Annotated in this window: 14 protein-coding genes; 6 read left to right on the top strand and 8 right to left on the bottom strand. The window is 58.7% G+C overall.

The features are described 5' to 3' along the window. Positions 1-135 precede the first annotated feature (135 nt). From OHL21_RS08680 to OHL21_RS08665, 4 genes are all read right to left on the bottom strand, one after another. The gene (locus OHL21_RS08680; RefSeq protein WP_263416861.1) at positions 136-492 is read right to left on the bottom strand and encodes a VOC family protein; all 357 of its coding nucleotides are present in this window, start codon (positions 490-492) and stop codon (positions 136-138) included. Between the two features lie 60 nt (positions 493-552). After that, positions 553-909 carry an MmcQ/YjbR family DNA-binding protein gene (locus tag OHL21_RS08675; RefSeq protein ID WP_263416860.1) on the bottom strand — a complete coding sequence of 119 codons (357 nt, stop codon included), beginning with the start codon at positions 907-909 and terminating at the stop codon, positions 553-555. 532 nt (positions 910-1441) lie between these two features. After that, on the bottom strand, positions 1442-3028 hold the full coding sequence (locus tag OHL21_RS08670) for a DHA2 family efflux MFS transporter permease subunit (RefSeq protein ID WP_263416859.1): 1587 nt from the start codon (positions 3026-3028) through the stop codon (positions 1442-1444). Positions 3029-3110: 82 nt separating this feature from the next. After that, entirely contained in the window at positions 3111-4598 is a 1488-nt protein-coding gene (locus OHL21_RS08665; RefSeq protein WP_263416858.1) for a GH39 family glycosyl hydrolase, read from the bottom strand. Positions 4599-4704: 106 nt separating this feature from the next. Here OHL21_RS08665 and ada point away from each other — a divergent pair, with 106 nt between their 5' ends. Further along, positions 4705-5787, top strand: a complete 1083-nt coding sequence (ada, locus tag OHL21_RS08660; protein ID WP_317889966.1) for a bifunctional DNA-binding transcriptional regulator/O6-methylguanine-DNA methyltransferase Ada — start codon at positions 4705-4707, stop codon at positions 5785-5787. Positions 5788-5882: 95 nt separating this feature from the next. Here ada and OHL21_RS08655 read toward each other — a convergent pair whose 3' ends face one another. Both OHL21_RS08655 and OHL21_RS08650 read right to left on the bottom strand, forming a co-directional pair. After that, positions 5883-6758 (bottom strand): carbon-nitrogen hydrolase family protein, encoded by an 876-nt coding sequence (locus OHL21_RS08655; protein ID WP_263416857.1) that lies wholly within the window; start codon positions 6756-6758, stop codon positions 5883-5885. A 62-nt stretch (positions 6759-6820) separates the two neighbouring features. Then, entirely contained in the window at positions 6821-7246 is a 426-nt protein-coding gene (locus OHL21_RS08650) for a winged helix-turn-helix transcriptional regulator (protein WP_263416856.1), read from the bottom strand. Positions 7247-7343: 97 nt separating this feature from the next. On the opposite strand from OHL21_RS08650, the gene OHL21_RS08645 reads away from it, so the two are divergent. From OHL21_RS08645 to ahcY, 4 genes are all read left to right on the top strand, one after another. Continuing rightward, positions 7344-8189, top strand: a complete 846-nt coding sequence (locus OHL21_RS08645; RefSeq protein WP_263416855.1) for an SDR family oxidoreductase — start codon at positions 7344-7346, stop codon at positions 8187-8189. A gap of 181 nt (positions 8190-8370) precedes the next feature. Next, entirely contained in the window at positions 8371-9039 is a 669-nt protein-coding gene (locus OHL21_RS08640) for a Rossmann-fold NAD(P)-binding domain-containing protein (protein WP_263416854.1), read from the top strand. Positions 9040-9080: 41 nt separating this feature from the next. Continuing rightward, positions 9081-9344: a hypothetical protein gene (locus OHL21_RS08635; protein WP_263416853.1), complete on the top strand. Its 264-nt coding sequence runs from the start codon at positions 9081-9083 to the stop codon at positions 9342-9344. A gap of 276 nt (positions 9345-9620) precedes the next feature. Further along, complete coding sequence (ahcY, locus tag OHL21_RS08630; RefSeq protein WP_263416852.1) at positions 9621-11051, top strand: adenosylhomocysteinase; 1431 nt, start codon at positions 9621-9623, stop codon at positions 11049-11051. 245 nt (positions 11052-11296) lie between these two features. Here the strand turns inward: ahcY and OHL21_RS08625 are convergent, their stop codons facing one another. Both OHL21_RS08625 and OHL21_RS08620 read right to left on the bottom strand, forming a co-directional pair. Continuing rightward, positions 11297-11620, bottom strand: a complete 324-nt coding sequence (locus tag OHL21_RS08625; protein ID WP_263416851.1) for a hypothetical protein — start codon at positions 11618-11620, stop codon at positions 11297-11299. A gap of 123 nt (positions 11621-11743) precedes the next feature. Beyond that, positions 11744-12490 carry a DUF4397 domain-containing protein gene (locus OHL21_RS08620; protein WP_263416850.1) on the bottom strand — a complete coding sequence of 249 codons (747 nt, stop codon included), beginning with the start codon at positions 12488-12490 and terminating at the stop codon, positions 11744-11746. A 97-nt stretch (positions 12491-12587) separates the two neighbouring features. On the opposite strand from OHL21_RS08620, the gene OHL21_RS08615 reads away from it, so the two are divergent. Beyond that, a complete protein-coding gene (locus tag OHL21_RS08615; protein WP_263416849.1) occupies positions 12588-13742 on the top strand; it encodes an LssY C-terminal domain-containing protein in 1155 nt (384 codons plus the stop codon). Positions 13743-14011 lie beyond the last annotated feature (269 nt).

Below are 14011 nucleotides of genomic sequence, written 5' to 3'. Positions count from 1 at the left end.
GCATGACCGAAACTGGTGGGAGCAGCGGGGTCCCACCGATTCGAGCTTCGCTCGAACATCCCACCGATCACATTGCGATGGATGGGCGCCCAGAGTATCGGCTATCTGGAATTTGTCGATGCACCTAGAGTAGCTCTAGGCTTTTTTCGGTTCCCAAAGGGCAAACATCGCACCGGTGGGATCAAGCAGGATCGAGAAGGCGCCCATTCCCTCCACCGTATCTCCATGCAGGAGCTTCGCGCCAAGAGAGACAGCCTTATCGGTCGACTCCTTCAGGTTTTCTACGCCGATGTAGGGGGTCCACTGGGTGGGAGCTCCGGGCATGGTAAACATGCCGCCCCCCGGGCCGGAGTCGGTCTGGAAGATGGAGTAGACCCCAACGGGCATCTGGTGATCCTGATAGGTCCATCCGCATAACTCGCCGTAGAAAGCCTTTGCTGCGGCCAGATCCGGCGTCGTCAGTTCAAGGTGTACGAAGGGTAGCTTTGCCATGCGGGAAGAGTGCTCCTGCCGCGCAGCCCCGGGCAAGTTAATTCTCAGTCAAGTTAATTCTCAATCAAGCTTTTTGCGGGAGCGCGGTTTCGCGGTCTTCGCATTCTTCGCGACGCGCAGGCGGTGTGCTGTCATCAATGCTCCGCGGATCTGGTCTTCACTGGCTGCTGCCAGCACCATGTGGGTGGCTCCATTGCGTCCCCAGCCACCGGGAACGGGCAGAAAAATCTCGGGGAGCGCTTCCACCAGGGGCTGCTGCGTCTCCGGGTCAAGCATCAGGTTGCCATAACCCTTTGCCTCGGCGGCGAGTGTCGCAAAAATACGTCCACCGACACGAAAATCAGTAGCGCCCATATGCGAGCCTTCTTCGGCGCCGGGAAGTGAGAGCGCGATCCTGCGGAAATCGGCGGGAGTCATCGGGCAACATTCTAGTCGCTAGTGTGATGTCTCAGAAGTTCTCGTCATAAATCTTGTCATCCCGAGCGAACGGGGTCCCGGCCAGCTTCGCTGGCTGGTGCAGGAAGCGAAGGACCTGCTCTTTCAACGCTTCGGAAGGCAAAGCTCTTCATGATTTATGCACGAACTTTAAGATTGAGGACCCCTGTTTTGCTTAAGGGCACGGCTTTCAGCCGTGCCGTATAAAGTTGGCAAGAAACGCGGCTTTAGCCGCTGAGGTACCAAACCATGACCTCAGCGGCTAAAGCCGCATTTCTTCTGGGCTCAGTACGGGACGGCTGAAGCCGTCCCCTTAACCACCCCAGCCAGCAGAGCTGGCCGGGGGCCCCGGAGCAAGGCATTCGCGCCGCAGGCGCGAACCTAGAGGTATCCTCCCATCGCTATAGATCTGTAAAAAGGGAGTCTGAACCGAACAGTTGGGTCGTTTGGTGTAATGGAAGGAGCATCCGGGCCTCGCAAAGAATCAATCTCTATACCCCAAGGAGAACACTTACTAGTGCGCCCCGGCCGGTGGCCCCTTTCCTTTGACCTTCTGGAAGAACCACACGATAACGACACAGGCCAGGCACAGCAACGACAGTAACCGGAAGACATCGACGAACGACCAGTACATGGCCTGCCGGATAAGTTGCTGATAGAGATTAGCGTTGGCTCCGGTAGCGGCATTGGCCGGGCCAAGGAAGGAGCCTGCCAGCACCCTCTGCAGCGACTGCACGGCCTGCTGGAATTGAGCGCCGGTAATCGGGACATAGTTCGTGATCTCGTTCTGATGGAGAGCGGCACGGCGCACCAGCAGTGTTTGCGCGATCGAGATACCGATAGAGCCACCGACATTGCGCATCAGGTTGAAAAGTCCGGAGGCGTTGCCGATCTGGTCGTTGCGTAACGTCCCGTAGGCCATAGTGCTGATGGGCACAAAGACGAAGGCCAGGGCGATACCGGTGATGACAATGGGCCAGAAGAGTGTGGTCGGCGAGATCTCCAGAGTAATGTTGCCGAAGTAAAGCGTCGTCAGTCCGAAAACCAGGAACCCGAGCGTTAGCAGAACGCGGTTATCGATCTTCGACGAGATCTGACCCACCAGGAATGAACCAAAGATCGCCCCAAGTCCGCGCGGAGCCACAACGAGACCCGCGGTAAAGGCGGTATAGCCCAGCAACTCCTGGTAGAAGAGCGGAAGCACGGTTACCGTCGAATAGATGGCCATGCCGAAGAGCAGAATCAGCAGGCAGCCCACGCCGAAGTTACGGTTCTTCAGAATCTGAAGGCAGACAAGCGGCTCACGTGCCCGCCAGGAATGAATGATGAACCAGATCAGCGAAACCACCAGGAATGTAGCGGCCCAACGAATCCAGATAGCTCCGAACCAATCGTCTTCCTGTCCCTTATCGAGAATGATCTGGAGGCAACCGGTCCAGACGCAGAGGGTGCCGAAGCCGATCATGTCGAACGGTGGCACCTTCGCCTTGGCGATGTAAGGGGGATCCTTCACGAAGCGGCCGATCATGAAGACCGCCAGAAGGCCGACTGGAATATTGATGTAGAAGGCGTATCGCCAGGAGTACGTATCGGTCAGCCAGCCGCCGAGCGTGGGACCGATGACAGGAGCGACGACGACACCGAGTGCGAACACAGCCATTGCCGCGCCTCGTTTCGCCGGCGGGAATGACTCGAGCAGGATGGCCTGCGAGAGAGGTTGCAGCGCTCCCCCGCCGGCACCCTGAATCACACGAGCCAGAAGCATGAGCGCAAGACTCGGAGCCGCTCCGCAGAAGAAGCTGGCAATCGTGAAGATGGTGACGCAGGAGATGAGAAAGCGTTTCCGTCCGAAACGAAGGCTGCACCAGTTGGAGGCCGGCAGAACGATCGCATTCGACACCAGATAGCTGGTCAGCACCCAGGTGGCTTCATCGGTCGAAGCCGATAGCGATCCTGCAATATAAGGCAGCGCGACAGCGGCGATGGAGGTGTCCAGAACCTCCATGAAGGTGGCCAGCATCACCGACGCGGCAATGAGCCACGGGTTTACCCCCTGGGTGACGACGCTGGATTGGTCCACCGTAGCGGCGGCTGAAGCCATGTTCCCTCGCGCTGGGAGTAAGAATTTCCGAAACAGACGTGTTTGATCTCGTTAGAAGCCCGCCGCCGCGAAGAGGATGCATCTATTTCCCAACCGTCACCAGAAGCAGCGCATTTGGCGTGAGCTGCAGACGAACAGCGCCGTTCGTCAACCGCATATGCTCGGGCTCTTCGAGAGCGGTCTTGCTGTTGAGCTCCGCCGCCTGGGCGGCCGTAGGGCTTACCGGACTTCCCATCGCTTTGTAGAAGGGCGCAACGTTACTATGCGTCTCATCGACACGCTGGATGCTGACCTCGGCGTTCGCATTGACACCCTGGACCTGCAAGATAACCGTACTATCTTGCGGCTGCGTCTCGGGATCAACCAGGTTCCATAGAGCGATGGCCAATCGGCCGTCCGGCTGACGAGTGACGATCGCGTTCTTCGACGGGTTGGGGATGCGCTGGTCGCCGAGCTTATGCAGCAGCGCGAAGTCATAGAAAGCGGGTTTGTTGATCCCACCCATCGCACGGATGCCGAACTGCGTAAAGGGAGCCCGCGCCGGACCTCCCTCTTCAAAGACCTCAGAGAAGGTCCAGAAGGAGAGATAGTCGACGTTGCCATCGCTCTCGCGAATGGTATTCGCCAGCGCAGGGCCGACATATGGCGTCTCGCGCGCATTATGAGCGGGATAGACGTTCCATTCGGTCCAAAGCAAGGGGAGATGCGGCATGGGCGAAGAGTCGATCTGGCGCCGCACTTTTGCGACAGCGGCAGCGACGCGATCTTCCGGCGCAATCACCTCGTCGGTGCCGAGCAGGCGCTTCACAGGCTCATCTGCATAGCCGTGGGTCGAGACGAAGTCCACCGGAACGTGGTTCCGGGAACAGAAGACGAGGAACTCCGGAATCCAGGCTGCGGCGGCGGTTGCCGGACCTCCGACACGAAGGCGTGAATTCACGGCTTTCAGAGATCGCGCGGTGTTGGCGTAGAGATCGAAGTAGGTTTCGCCACGGGGAACGCCACCCCAGAAGTCGATATTGGGTTCGTTCCACACTTCGAAGTACCACTGCGCCACCTCGTCGATGCCGTAACGCTCCACCAGATGCCGGGCGAGCGCTGTCATTAGGTCGTTCCAGAGCTTGATGTCTTTAGGCGGAGAGACATTCTGCTTGTACCAGAAGGGATGCAGTGCGTCGGGGTTGAAGGCCAGCTTCTTCGGCATAAAGCTGAGCTCAACCACCGGACGGACGCCTGCAGCGCGCAGACCATCGTAGACCTGATCGATGTAGTTGAAGTTGTAGACCGGATTGCCGTGTCTGTCCTCGTCATAGACACCCAGCTCGTCGTGCAGGATAGCGTGGAAGCGGATGTACTTCACCCCGGTAGCAGCGTGGACCGCGGCGAGGTCATCCCGGTAGCTCTGGCGAAGCGAAAGAATCGCACGACCGGAGCCGAACATCTCTTCCCAGAAGTGGGGAAAGGGTTTGGCCTCGGCATGGGCATCGACACGCACCGTCTCTTCCCGTTGCGCTACAGCGGGAAGTACGGCACACCACAACAGCACGGCAAGGACGACTCGGCGGCACATACTGCGCCGTTAGATGCCAGGGCCCGTCCGACAAATTCGCCTTCGTTGGACTTTGCCGGCAAGAAACGGGATGTGGCCATCTGGCTGATCGTTGCAGGATACTGACATGAACCTCGCTATGGCAGTTCGCCCCTCCACCCCGGCTGCAGTCCCGACAACGATCGAAGACACCCGCTGGAAGCAGGTGCTCGACCGCGACGCTACCGCCGATTTTGTCTACGGCGTGCAGTCGACCGGGATTTTCTGCCGTCCGTCCTGCCCCAGCCGCAGGCCCAATCGCACGCAGATCCGCTTCTTTGACAGCACCGCCCAGGCTGCGGCAGCGGGCTTCCGCGCCTGCAAGCGCTGCCGGCCGACAGAGCGTCCGCATGATCGCTTTGCCGAGCCGGTCAGCCGCGCGGCGGCGTATCTCGCCAGCCACAGCGACGAAACGGTCACGCTGGATGAGCTAGCCCGGATTACCAAAACCAGCCCCTTCTCGCTGCAGAAGAATTTCAAACGCATTCTCGGCGTCACGCCGAAGGAGTTCGCGGCAGCAAAGAAGCTGGAACGCCTGCGCAAACACCTGCCCCAGGGACGGGTGACAGACGCGACCTATGAAGCAGGCTTCTCTTCGCCGAGTCGCATGTACCAGGCTGCGGAAGCTCTGGGTATGACGCCGGGCGAGGCAGGACGAGGAGCACAGGGACTGACGATCCGCTTTATCACCAGCGAGTGCTCGCTTGGTCTGGTGCTGGTGGCGGCAACCGATAAGGGCATCTGCTCCATCGCTTTCGGAGACTCGGCATATCAATTAGAAATTGATCTTCGCGCCCGGTTCCCGCATGCAGAGATTGCTTCAGAGGAAGATGATCCGCTGCTGACACAGGGTGTTCGCTTTGTCCTGGCACAGCTAAGGTCGGCTCCCCATGAGCTTGATCTGCCGCTGGACCTGAGGGCGACGGTCTTTCAGCAACGCGTGTGGAAGGTGCTGCGCGAAATCCCTCGCGGAGAGACACGTACCTATGCCGAGGTGGCGAAGTCCATGGGACAACCCACAGCAACCCGCGCCGTAGCCCGTGCGTGTGCGACGAATCCAGTGGCTGTGGCCATTCCTTGCCATCGCGTCATTGGGAGTGATGGCAAGCTCACTGGCTATCGGTGGGGCGTGGAGAGGAAGAAGAGATTGCTGGAAATGGAAGGGGTGTAACTCGCTTTGCGAGTTACGCGTTGAAAGTTGCAAGTTGAAAGTTGAAGACGTGCTGCATGGGTGCATCCATCTGCACATGGGCACCCAGTTTGTCGCTAATCGCAACGTGGTTCGAAGCGGAAGATGTCGGGGCGGCTGTAGTGCCCGGCGACATCGAGGTCGAATTTACCGCGTTGGATCTCGTCCAGATCGAGATCGGCGAAGAGGAGGTCCGGTTCTGCCATTGGCCCGCCGAGCAGCTCACCACGTGGGGAGACAATGAGACTTCGACCGTGGATCTCTCCGCCGATTCCCTGCAGGTCTACAGGCCAATCGGAGGTCGCCAGTTGCTGGCAGGCACTGAGGACAAAACAACGGCCCTCGTATGCGATGTGCCGCATGCTGGTCTGCCACATCTCACGCGCATCCACGGTTGGCGCACACCATAGCTCCACACCCTGGTTGTAGAGGTGTTGCCGATAGAGCGGCATGTAGTTCTCCCAGCAGATCGCCGTACCGATGCGGCCGACCTCTGTCTGAACCACCTGCATGGTGTCGCCTCCACCGAAACCCCAGATCAGTCGTTCGCTGCCTGTAGGCATGAGCTTCCGATGTTTGGCGACAACGCCGCCATTTGGTGTGATGACCAGCGAGATGCAGTAGAGCGTATTGCCGTCACGTTCGACGGCCCCGGTGACGATGTGCAGGTTCAATTCATGCGCCAGAGACTCGAGCTTCGCGGTCTCGGGACCGGGACAACGAATCGCGGCTTCCATGTAGCGGCGGAAGAGTTCGCGGCCTTCGTCCGTGCGATTGCCCACGGTCGCTCCGAACGAAAGCCCTTTGGGATAGCCGCCAAGCATGGCCTCCGGAAGCACCAGCAGTTGCCCGCCTTGCGCGGCCGCTTTGCGGGAGAGCATTTCCACCTTCTCTATTGTGCGGGGCGTATCGAACATCACACTACCGGCCTGGGCCACGGCGACTTTCAGCATGGGAACAACTCCTCAGTACAATTCAACGATTCAAAGATTCAACCATCTCGCCGAAGGCGGTCCTAAGAACGCTTGCGTTCCTGCGCGAGCGCGTCGTACTTCTGTTGGGCTTTCAGCACCAGGGGCATATGTTGTTCGGCCCAGTGCGCTAGCGCTGCTACAGGATGCGAGAGCTTTGTGCCCAGTGGGGTGAGTGAGTATTCGACTGAGACCGGCACCGTGGGATAGACCTTGCGTTTGAGCAGACCGTCACGTTCCAGCTTGCGCAGAGCTTCGGAGAGCACCTTCTGCGAGATGCCCGTCAGCTCGCGGCGCAACTGGTTGAAGCGGATGGGACCGTCGCGCAGACAATCCAGAATGAGCAGAGCCCATTTATCGGCGATACGGTCGAGCACCATGCGCGTGGGGCAGTCTTTGTTGTACACGTCGTAGGGCCGGGGAATGCGATGGTCCTGTGGCTTCGCTGCCGGTTTCTTTGCGGTAACCATGTAAGAAAAAAGTGCCTTCTTGCGCGAATCTCGCGAGAGCTTAAGATTACTCCCAGATATCTGGTTTCTGAAGGAAACCAGGCAGGAGAGATTTTATATGAGCGGATCGGTGCTGGTATTTGGTGCAAGCGGAACACTGGGGGTTCCGGTAGTGAAGGGCCTGCTGGAAAAGGGTGAGCGGGTGAAAGCAGCCACTCGCGGGGGCAAAGCAATTCTGGACGCGGAGCCGGTGGCGTTTGAGTATGGCGCTCCGGTGGACTTCGATGCGCTGTTTGCTGGCGTGGATCGCGCGTTTTTGCTAGTCCCCAGCGGATATCCGGATGCCTTCAGCCTTGTCGCGCCTGTCGTGGACGCAGCTGCCGCACAGAAGGTGAAGCTGGTTTTTCTCAGCGTGCTGGGAGCGGATGCGGATGAAAGCATTCCTTATCGCAGGATCGAGCGGAAGATCGAAGCTTCGGGCTCACGCTATGTGATTCTGCGGCCCAACTGGTTTGATGATAACTTCCATACCTTCTGGAAGGCCGGCATCGTCCATGGGCAGATTCAGCTTCCGGCAGGAGATGGCAAGACCAGCTTCATCGATGCACGCGATATTGCGGCTTCAGCCGTAGCTGCCCTGACGACCAATAAGTTTGATGGACGTGCCTTCAACCTGACCGGTCCCGAGGCTCTGAGTTATGCCGAGGCTGCAAAGATCCTGTCGAAAGCCACTGGAAAAGAGATCGGCTATACCGCAATGAGCGATGAGGCGTTTATTGCAATGCTGACCTCGGCCGGTGTGCCGGAGGAGTATGGGAAGTTCCTGGCGACCATCTTCGCCCCGGTGCGTGCGGGATATATGGCTGGAGTGACGGGTGATGTAACGGAGTTGACCGGGAAGCCCGCGTTGTCACTGGAGGCATACGCGAAAGATCATGCGAACGAGTTGCAAGTCGGAAGTTAAAGCGCGAAGACATGAGCTTTTGGGGAGGCTTGCACAGCTCCCCAAAAGCAATTCGAGCTTCGCTCGAATGCCCATGTCCCAGAAACGGGACATAGGGCACCCGGATCTCTGTATCAATATCAATAAGCAGCCGTGCATTTTCTTTTGCGTCCATATGTAGGCTCGATGACATCTATTGGATATGCGGGTGTTGATCTTTGGAGCCAGTGGGATGGTAGGACAGGGCATCCTGCTGGAATGTTTGCGGGCTGCCGATGTGGCAGAGGTTGTCTCCATTGGGCGGTCGCCGTTGCCGCAGAAGCACCCGAAGCTTAAAGACATTCTGCTGCCCAACCTCTTCGATATCGCTACCGTGACCGACGAGTTGACCAGTTTCGATGCGGTCTTCTTTCCGCTTGGTGTCTCTTCCTTTCGTATGTCGGAGGCGGACTATCGCTACATCACCTATGACCTGGCAATGAAGATCGCCTCCCTGGTGGCGAAACAGAGTCCTCAGGCGACATTCTGCTATGTCTCCGGCAGCGGAACAGACGTCAATAGCCGCACCATGTGGGCGCGGGTGAAGGGTGAGCTGGAGGAGGCGCTACTGCGGCTTCCCTTCGCCGATGCCTTCATGTTCCGTCCCGGCATGATCCGTCCATTGGACGGCATCAGGACCAAGACGCCGCTCTATAACGCGATCTATCTTCTTGTCAGTCCGCTTGTTCCGCTGCTGATGCGAATGTTCCCGAAGCAGATTGTCACCACCCGCGAGGTGGGTAAGGCGATGCTGGCGGTGGCCCGGAAGGGATATCCCAACCCGATTCTGGAGCCGATCGATATTCGCCGGGCTGCTGGAATCCTTATTTAGAGGCTGTTTCCTCGTGGGGCACTGTGATACGTTGCCCCCATATGTCCTATACCGAAAGCTACGAGTGTGACGTTTGCGGCAATAAGAAGGGAGAGCGCGACCTGTGGTGGCTCTCATTCAGCGACTGTATTCCCGGGTCCTCCCCCGACGACACTATCCCGGTCATCAAGTTCTCCCGCTTCGATACCAGCCACTCCCACGACAAGACCGTGAAGCATCTCTGCGGCGCCCAGTGCGCGGCGACGCTGATGAACCGCTGGATGAGCGACCAGCACGAAGACCCCGATCAGCATTGCGCCCGGTAGCGCACAGGCACCGTGCATAGGAGATCGGGCGTTGCGCCCGGTAGTCCACAAGCACCTTGTGCACAGGAAAGCGGGCATTGCGCCCGGTAGCGCACAGGCACTGTTCATAGAAGATCGGGCGTTTGCGCGGTAACCTATTATCAGGCGCTTGAGTGCGCTGTTTGCCCCGCTCGCTGCACGGATTCCCCGTTCCCGCCGGTTGCACGAAAGGTAGTGCAATCCGGGTGCTATTCTGAGGCGGGAAATTTTCTATCCCAAATTTCTTAAGAGGTATCTATGTCCACAGCCACTCTGGAACAGACACTGCCCTACAAAGTTGCCGACATCTCGCTGGCCGACTGGGGACGCAAGGAGATCACCATCGCCGAGCAGGAGATGCCCGGCCTGATGTCAATCCGCGCGAAGTATGCCCCCGCCAAGCCGCTGAAGGGCGTGCGCGTCACCGGATCGCTGCACATGACCATCCAGACCGCCGTGCTGATCGAGACGCTCGTGGAGCTGGGCGCCGATGTGCGCTGGGCAAGCTGCAACATCTTCTCCACGCAGGACCACGCTGCCGCAGCCATTGCCGCTGCCGGCGTGCCTGTCTTTGCCTGGAAGGGCGAGACCCTGGAAGAGTACTGGTGGTGCACCGACCAGGCGCTGAGCTTCCCCGGCGGTCTGGGACCACAGCTCGTCGTCGATGACGGTGGCGACGTGACCCTGCTGATCCACAAGGGCTATGACCTGGAGAACGGCGATCGCTCGTTCGTCGACTCCGAGGGCGGCAGCGAAGAGGAGCGCGTGATCAAGGCGCTGCTGAAGAAGGTGCTGGCACTGAGCCCCAACCGCTGGCACGATGTGGCCAAGGAGTGGCGTGGCGTCTCCGAGGAGACCACGACCGGCGTTCACCGCCTGTACAAGATGATGGAGCAGGGCAAGCTGCTGGTACCGGCCATCAATGTGAACGACTCCGTGACCAAGTCGAAGTTCGACAACCTCTATGGCTGCCGCGAATCGCTGGCAGACGGCATCAAGCGCGCCACCGACGTGATGGTGGCCGGCAAGGTTGCTGTGATCTGCGGTTATGGCGATGTGGGCAAGGGATCAGCACATTCGCTGCGCGGTATGGGCGCCCGCGTGATCGTCACCGAGATCGACCCCATCAATGCGCTGCAGGCTGCGATGGAAGGCTTCGAGGTCACGACCATTGAGGAGACTCTCGGCCGTGGAGATATCTACGTCACCTGCACCGGCAACGTGGACATCATCACCTTCGAGCACATGGAGCAGATGAAGGATCAGGCCATCGTCTGCAACATCGGCCACTTCGACAACGAGATCCAGATGGACCGCCTGAACGCCGCAACCGGCGTCACCAAGCTGAATATCAAGCCGCAGGTCGACAAGTACACCTTCCCCTCCGGCAACTCGATCTTCGTGCTCGCTGAAGGCCGCCTGGTGAACCTGGGTTGCGCGACGGGCCATCCGAGCTTCGTGATGTCGAACAGCTTCTCCAACCAGACGCTGGCTCAGCTCGACCTCTGGAAGAACAAGGACACCTACAAAGTTGGCGTGTATGTTCTGCCGAAGAAGCTGGACGAAGAAGTCGCCCGCCTGCACCTGGAGAAGATCGGCGTTAAGCTGACGACTCTTTCACAGAAGCAGGCTGATTACATCGGCGTGCCGGTGGAAGGCCCGTTCAAGGCGGAGCATTATCGGTACTAAGTAGTTGAATGATGGAATCGTTGAATAGTTGAATGGTAAAAGCCCCTCGGTACATCGAGGGGCTTTTCATTTGAGGGATAGATCGATTCAACGGCTCAGTAGAATCGGGTGCGCCATATCCGGGGTCCGCAACGAACTCGCTCGTTGCGGTGGTGTCTGGGCGCTTTATCGCTGCAAACCCACATCTCGGCTTTGCCGAGATATGGGGCACCCAGTTGGTCCGCACCCGTCTGTCGCGCATCTGCTTAGCGGACGCGGGCGTTGTGTTTGTCGCGATAGATCCGTTTGGACTCGGCGTTCTGCTGCTTGTTGATTACGCGGCGGTCGGCGGCGGTGAGGTGGCCGTTGTTCTGGGCGCGCATCGCGCGTTCTTCGTGATTGATGGCTGCCTCCTGGTGTTCCAGGTGTGAGGTCTCACGAGGGGTCAGCTCGCCGGAGCGGACGCCCTGGGCGATGCGGTCCTGCTGGTTGATCTTGCGATTACGAATCTCCTGCGAACTTTGTGCGAGGACGAGGGTGGGAGCAACGGCGACCAGTGTAGTAAGAGCGAGGGAAGCGAACTTCTTCATACGGGGAATCTCCTTCAATTGCAGTAGCAGGGATGAAGCGCCTGCCTACGGAGAGAGAAGACACGGGGAGATACGCCATGTTGCGAAGTTTATTTTTCGCGCAGAAGCGCGACATCCGGTCCACTATTGGGTCGCGGTCGCAGAGTCGTAGTCGTTGGCCACAATGACGTTCAGCGCAGGGGTGGTCACAAGCTGGCGATCGAGGATCACGATGGTGCGTGCGGAACCTTGCGGATAAGCTGTCGATGCTCCGGTATAGAGCGTCGTGGTGGTAGTGGTGAGCGCCGTTCCGTTACTAACGATGTAGAGCGTATAAGTACCGACTGGTATGTTCAGGTAGCCGGTATTGGTATTGAAGCCGACGTTGCTCTGCAACGCCGAGACGGCAGTGACAGCCGTCCCTGACGGAACCATGTAGATATCAACATTGCCAACCGCAGTGGACTGGTTGAGGAAGCGGATGGCGATCTGACCCGAAGGAGCTGGCTGCGACTGGTCAGTAAGCACCGTTGCGCCCAGGCTGGCGACGACGTTGCCGATCAGGACGGTGTACTGTTTGCTGTTGGCCAGGGTCGCGCGCGTCGTGGCCAGGGCTTGGCGGGTGCCGGCGGTATTCGCGGTGATGACGTAGGTAGCTGGTGTTGCCGGGACGTACGACGTAATGGTGCCAAAACCTACGTTGTAGGTGACGGCGGTGTTGCCCATGTACATATCCAGACCGCCGGCATCAATAGAAGCGTCAATGAAACGGATCTGCGAGGTGGCGGTGCTGCCGGTGACACCCTGGCAGCCACCGAAACCAAGCGTCGCGGCGGCCAGAGCGGTCGCGGCGGCGACGCGCTTAAAGAACTGTGCAACGTCTGGTTTCATTGGCCTGTCTAAGTCGTGTGGACTGCTTGCAACAGAGTACCTGATTCCGGGTTATCAACCTAGGGAGAAAGTCGTTACTCCCCAGAACGAAAGTCGTATGGTGAAGCTCCCCTCCTATCTGGCATGGCCCCTTGCTCTCTCCACCGCCGTCCTGGCGCAACAACAGGAGGCGCCGCAGCAACGCGTCACCGCGATTCCCAGCATGCGGGCCAGACTGGGGACGCAGCCCCTTCCCCAACGCAAGTCGTCCTATAGCTTTACGGTCGCTAACACGGCGTGGTTGGATACCGGCGTTACCGTGGCTGCGGGCGAGCCGCTGAAGCTGAGCGCAAAGGGAAGCTTTCAGCTTGCAGATGGCCGCAAGACAGGGCCCGCAGGTGTCAATCGAGGCTGGCGCGACCTGCTGGCAAGCTTTCCCATGAACACAGCTCCTGTCGGATCACTGATTGGACGCGTCAGCGATGCTGGAGCGTCCATTCCCTTCCCCATTGGCGAAGGCGACACCGTCACGGCGCCCACCTCCGGCCATCTTTACCTTGGAGTCAATCTTCCAGAAAGCATCTCAGCCACAGGCAGCTTTACCGTCAAGCTGGAGTTCCCCAAACCACAGGCAGTCGCACCGAAGGCACTGGCGGCGCCGCTGCAGGACCTTACCTCGCTGATCTCTCCAGAGACCTTCGCCGAGATCCCACGTCGCGTGACAGATCAGCAGGGGAATGTCGGCGACATGGTGAACTTCGCCCTGATAGGCACGCGTGGACAGGTGGAGCAGGCCTTTAAGGCGGCCGGCTGGTTACAGGTAGATCGGTCCGTCGATGCCGCCATCGTGCATGGCATCATCTCCACGTTGGAGCATGAGGCTTACCTGGAGATGCCGATGAGCACACTGTATCTCTTCAACCGGCCACAAGACTTGTCCTATGCGCGAGCGGAGGCGATCAGCGTCGTCGCCGTGCGGCATCATCTCCGCGTATGGAACAGCGGTAAGACGGTCAACGGTGTGCCGCTATGGGTAGGATCGGCGACGCATGACAACGGCTTTGAGAAAGATGAGCGCAACGGGCAGGTGACCCACCACATCGATCCCGATATCGACATCGAGCGCAAGTTCGTCCTCGATAGCTTCGATGCCGCCGGCGTGTTTTCGTCAGCAGCCTATGTGTTGCCGGATAATCCGTTTTCGAGCGGAAAGACCGCGACCGGTGGAGAGTTTCATTCTGATGGGCGGATTCTGGTGATGATGTTGAAGTAGCGAGAAGAGTTAAAGTTGAAAGTTAAAAGTTAAAGCGTTAAGGCATGGGCGAGAAGAGTTGAAGTTACAAGTTGAAGGTTGAAGACGTACGGTATGGACAACGTTGAACTGGGTGCCCCATATCTCGGCTACGCCGAGATGTGGGTTTGGAGGATGCCTGTTCCCAGCGGGACTCGGTGACTGCAAACCCACATTTGGCGATAAAGCCGCCAGATATGGGGCACCCAGTTCTTCTAAGTACAGGCATCAACAACTAGCAACCAGGAACC

It is taken from the genome of Terriglobus albidus (assembly GCF_025685425.1).
Lineage (GTDB): Bacteria > Acidobacteriota > Terriglobia > Terriglobales > Acidobacteriaceae > Terriglobus > Terriglobus albidus.
Note: the sequence above shows the minus strand (reverse complement) of the source record. Positions and strands in the feature narration are given on the sequence as shown.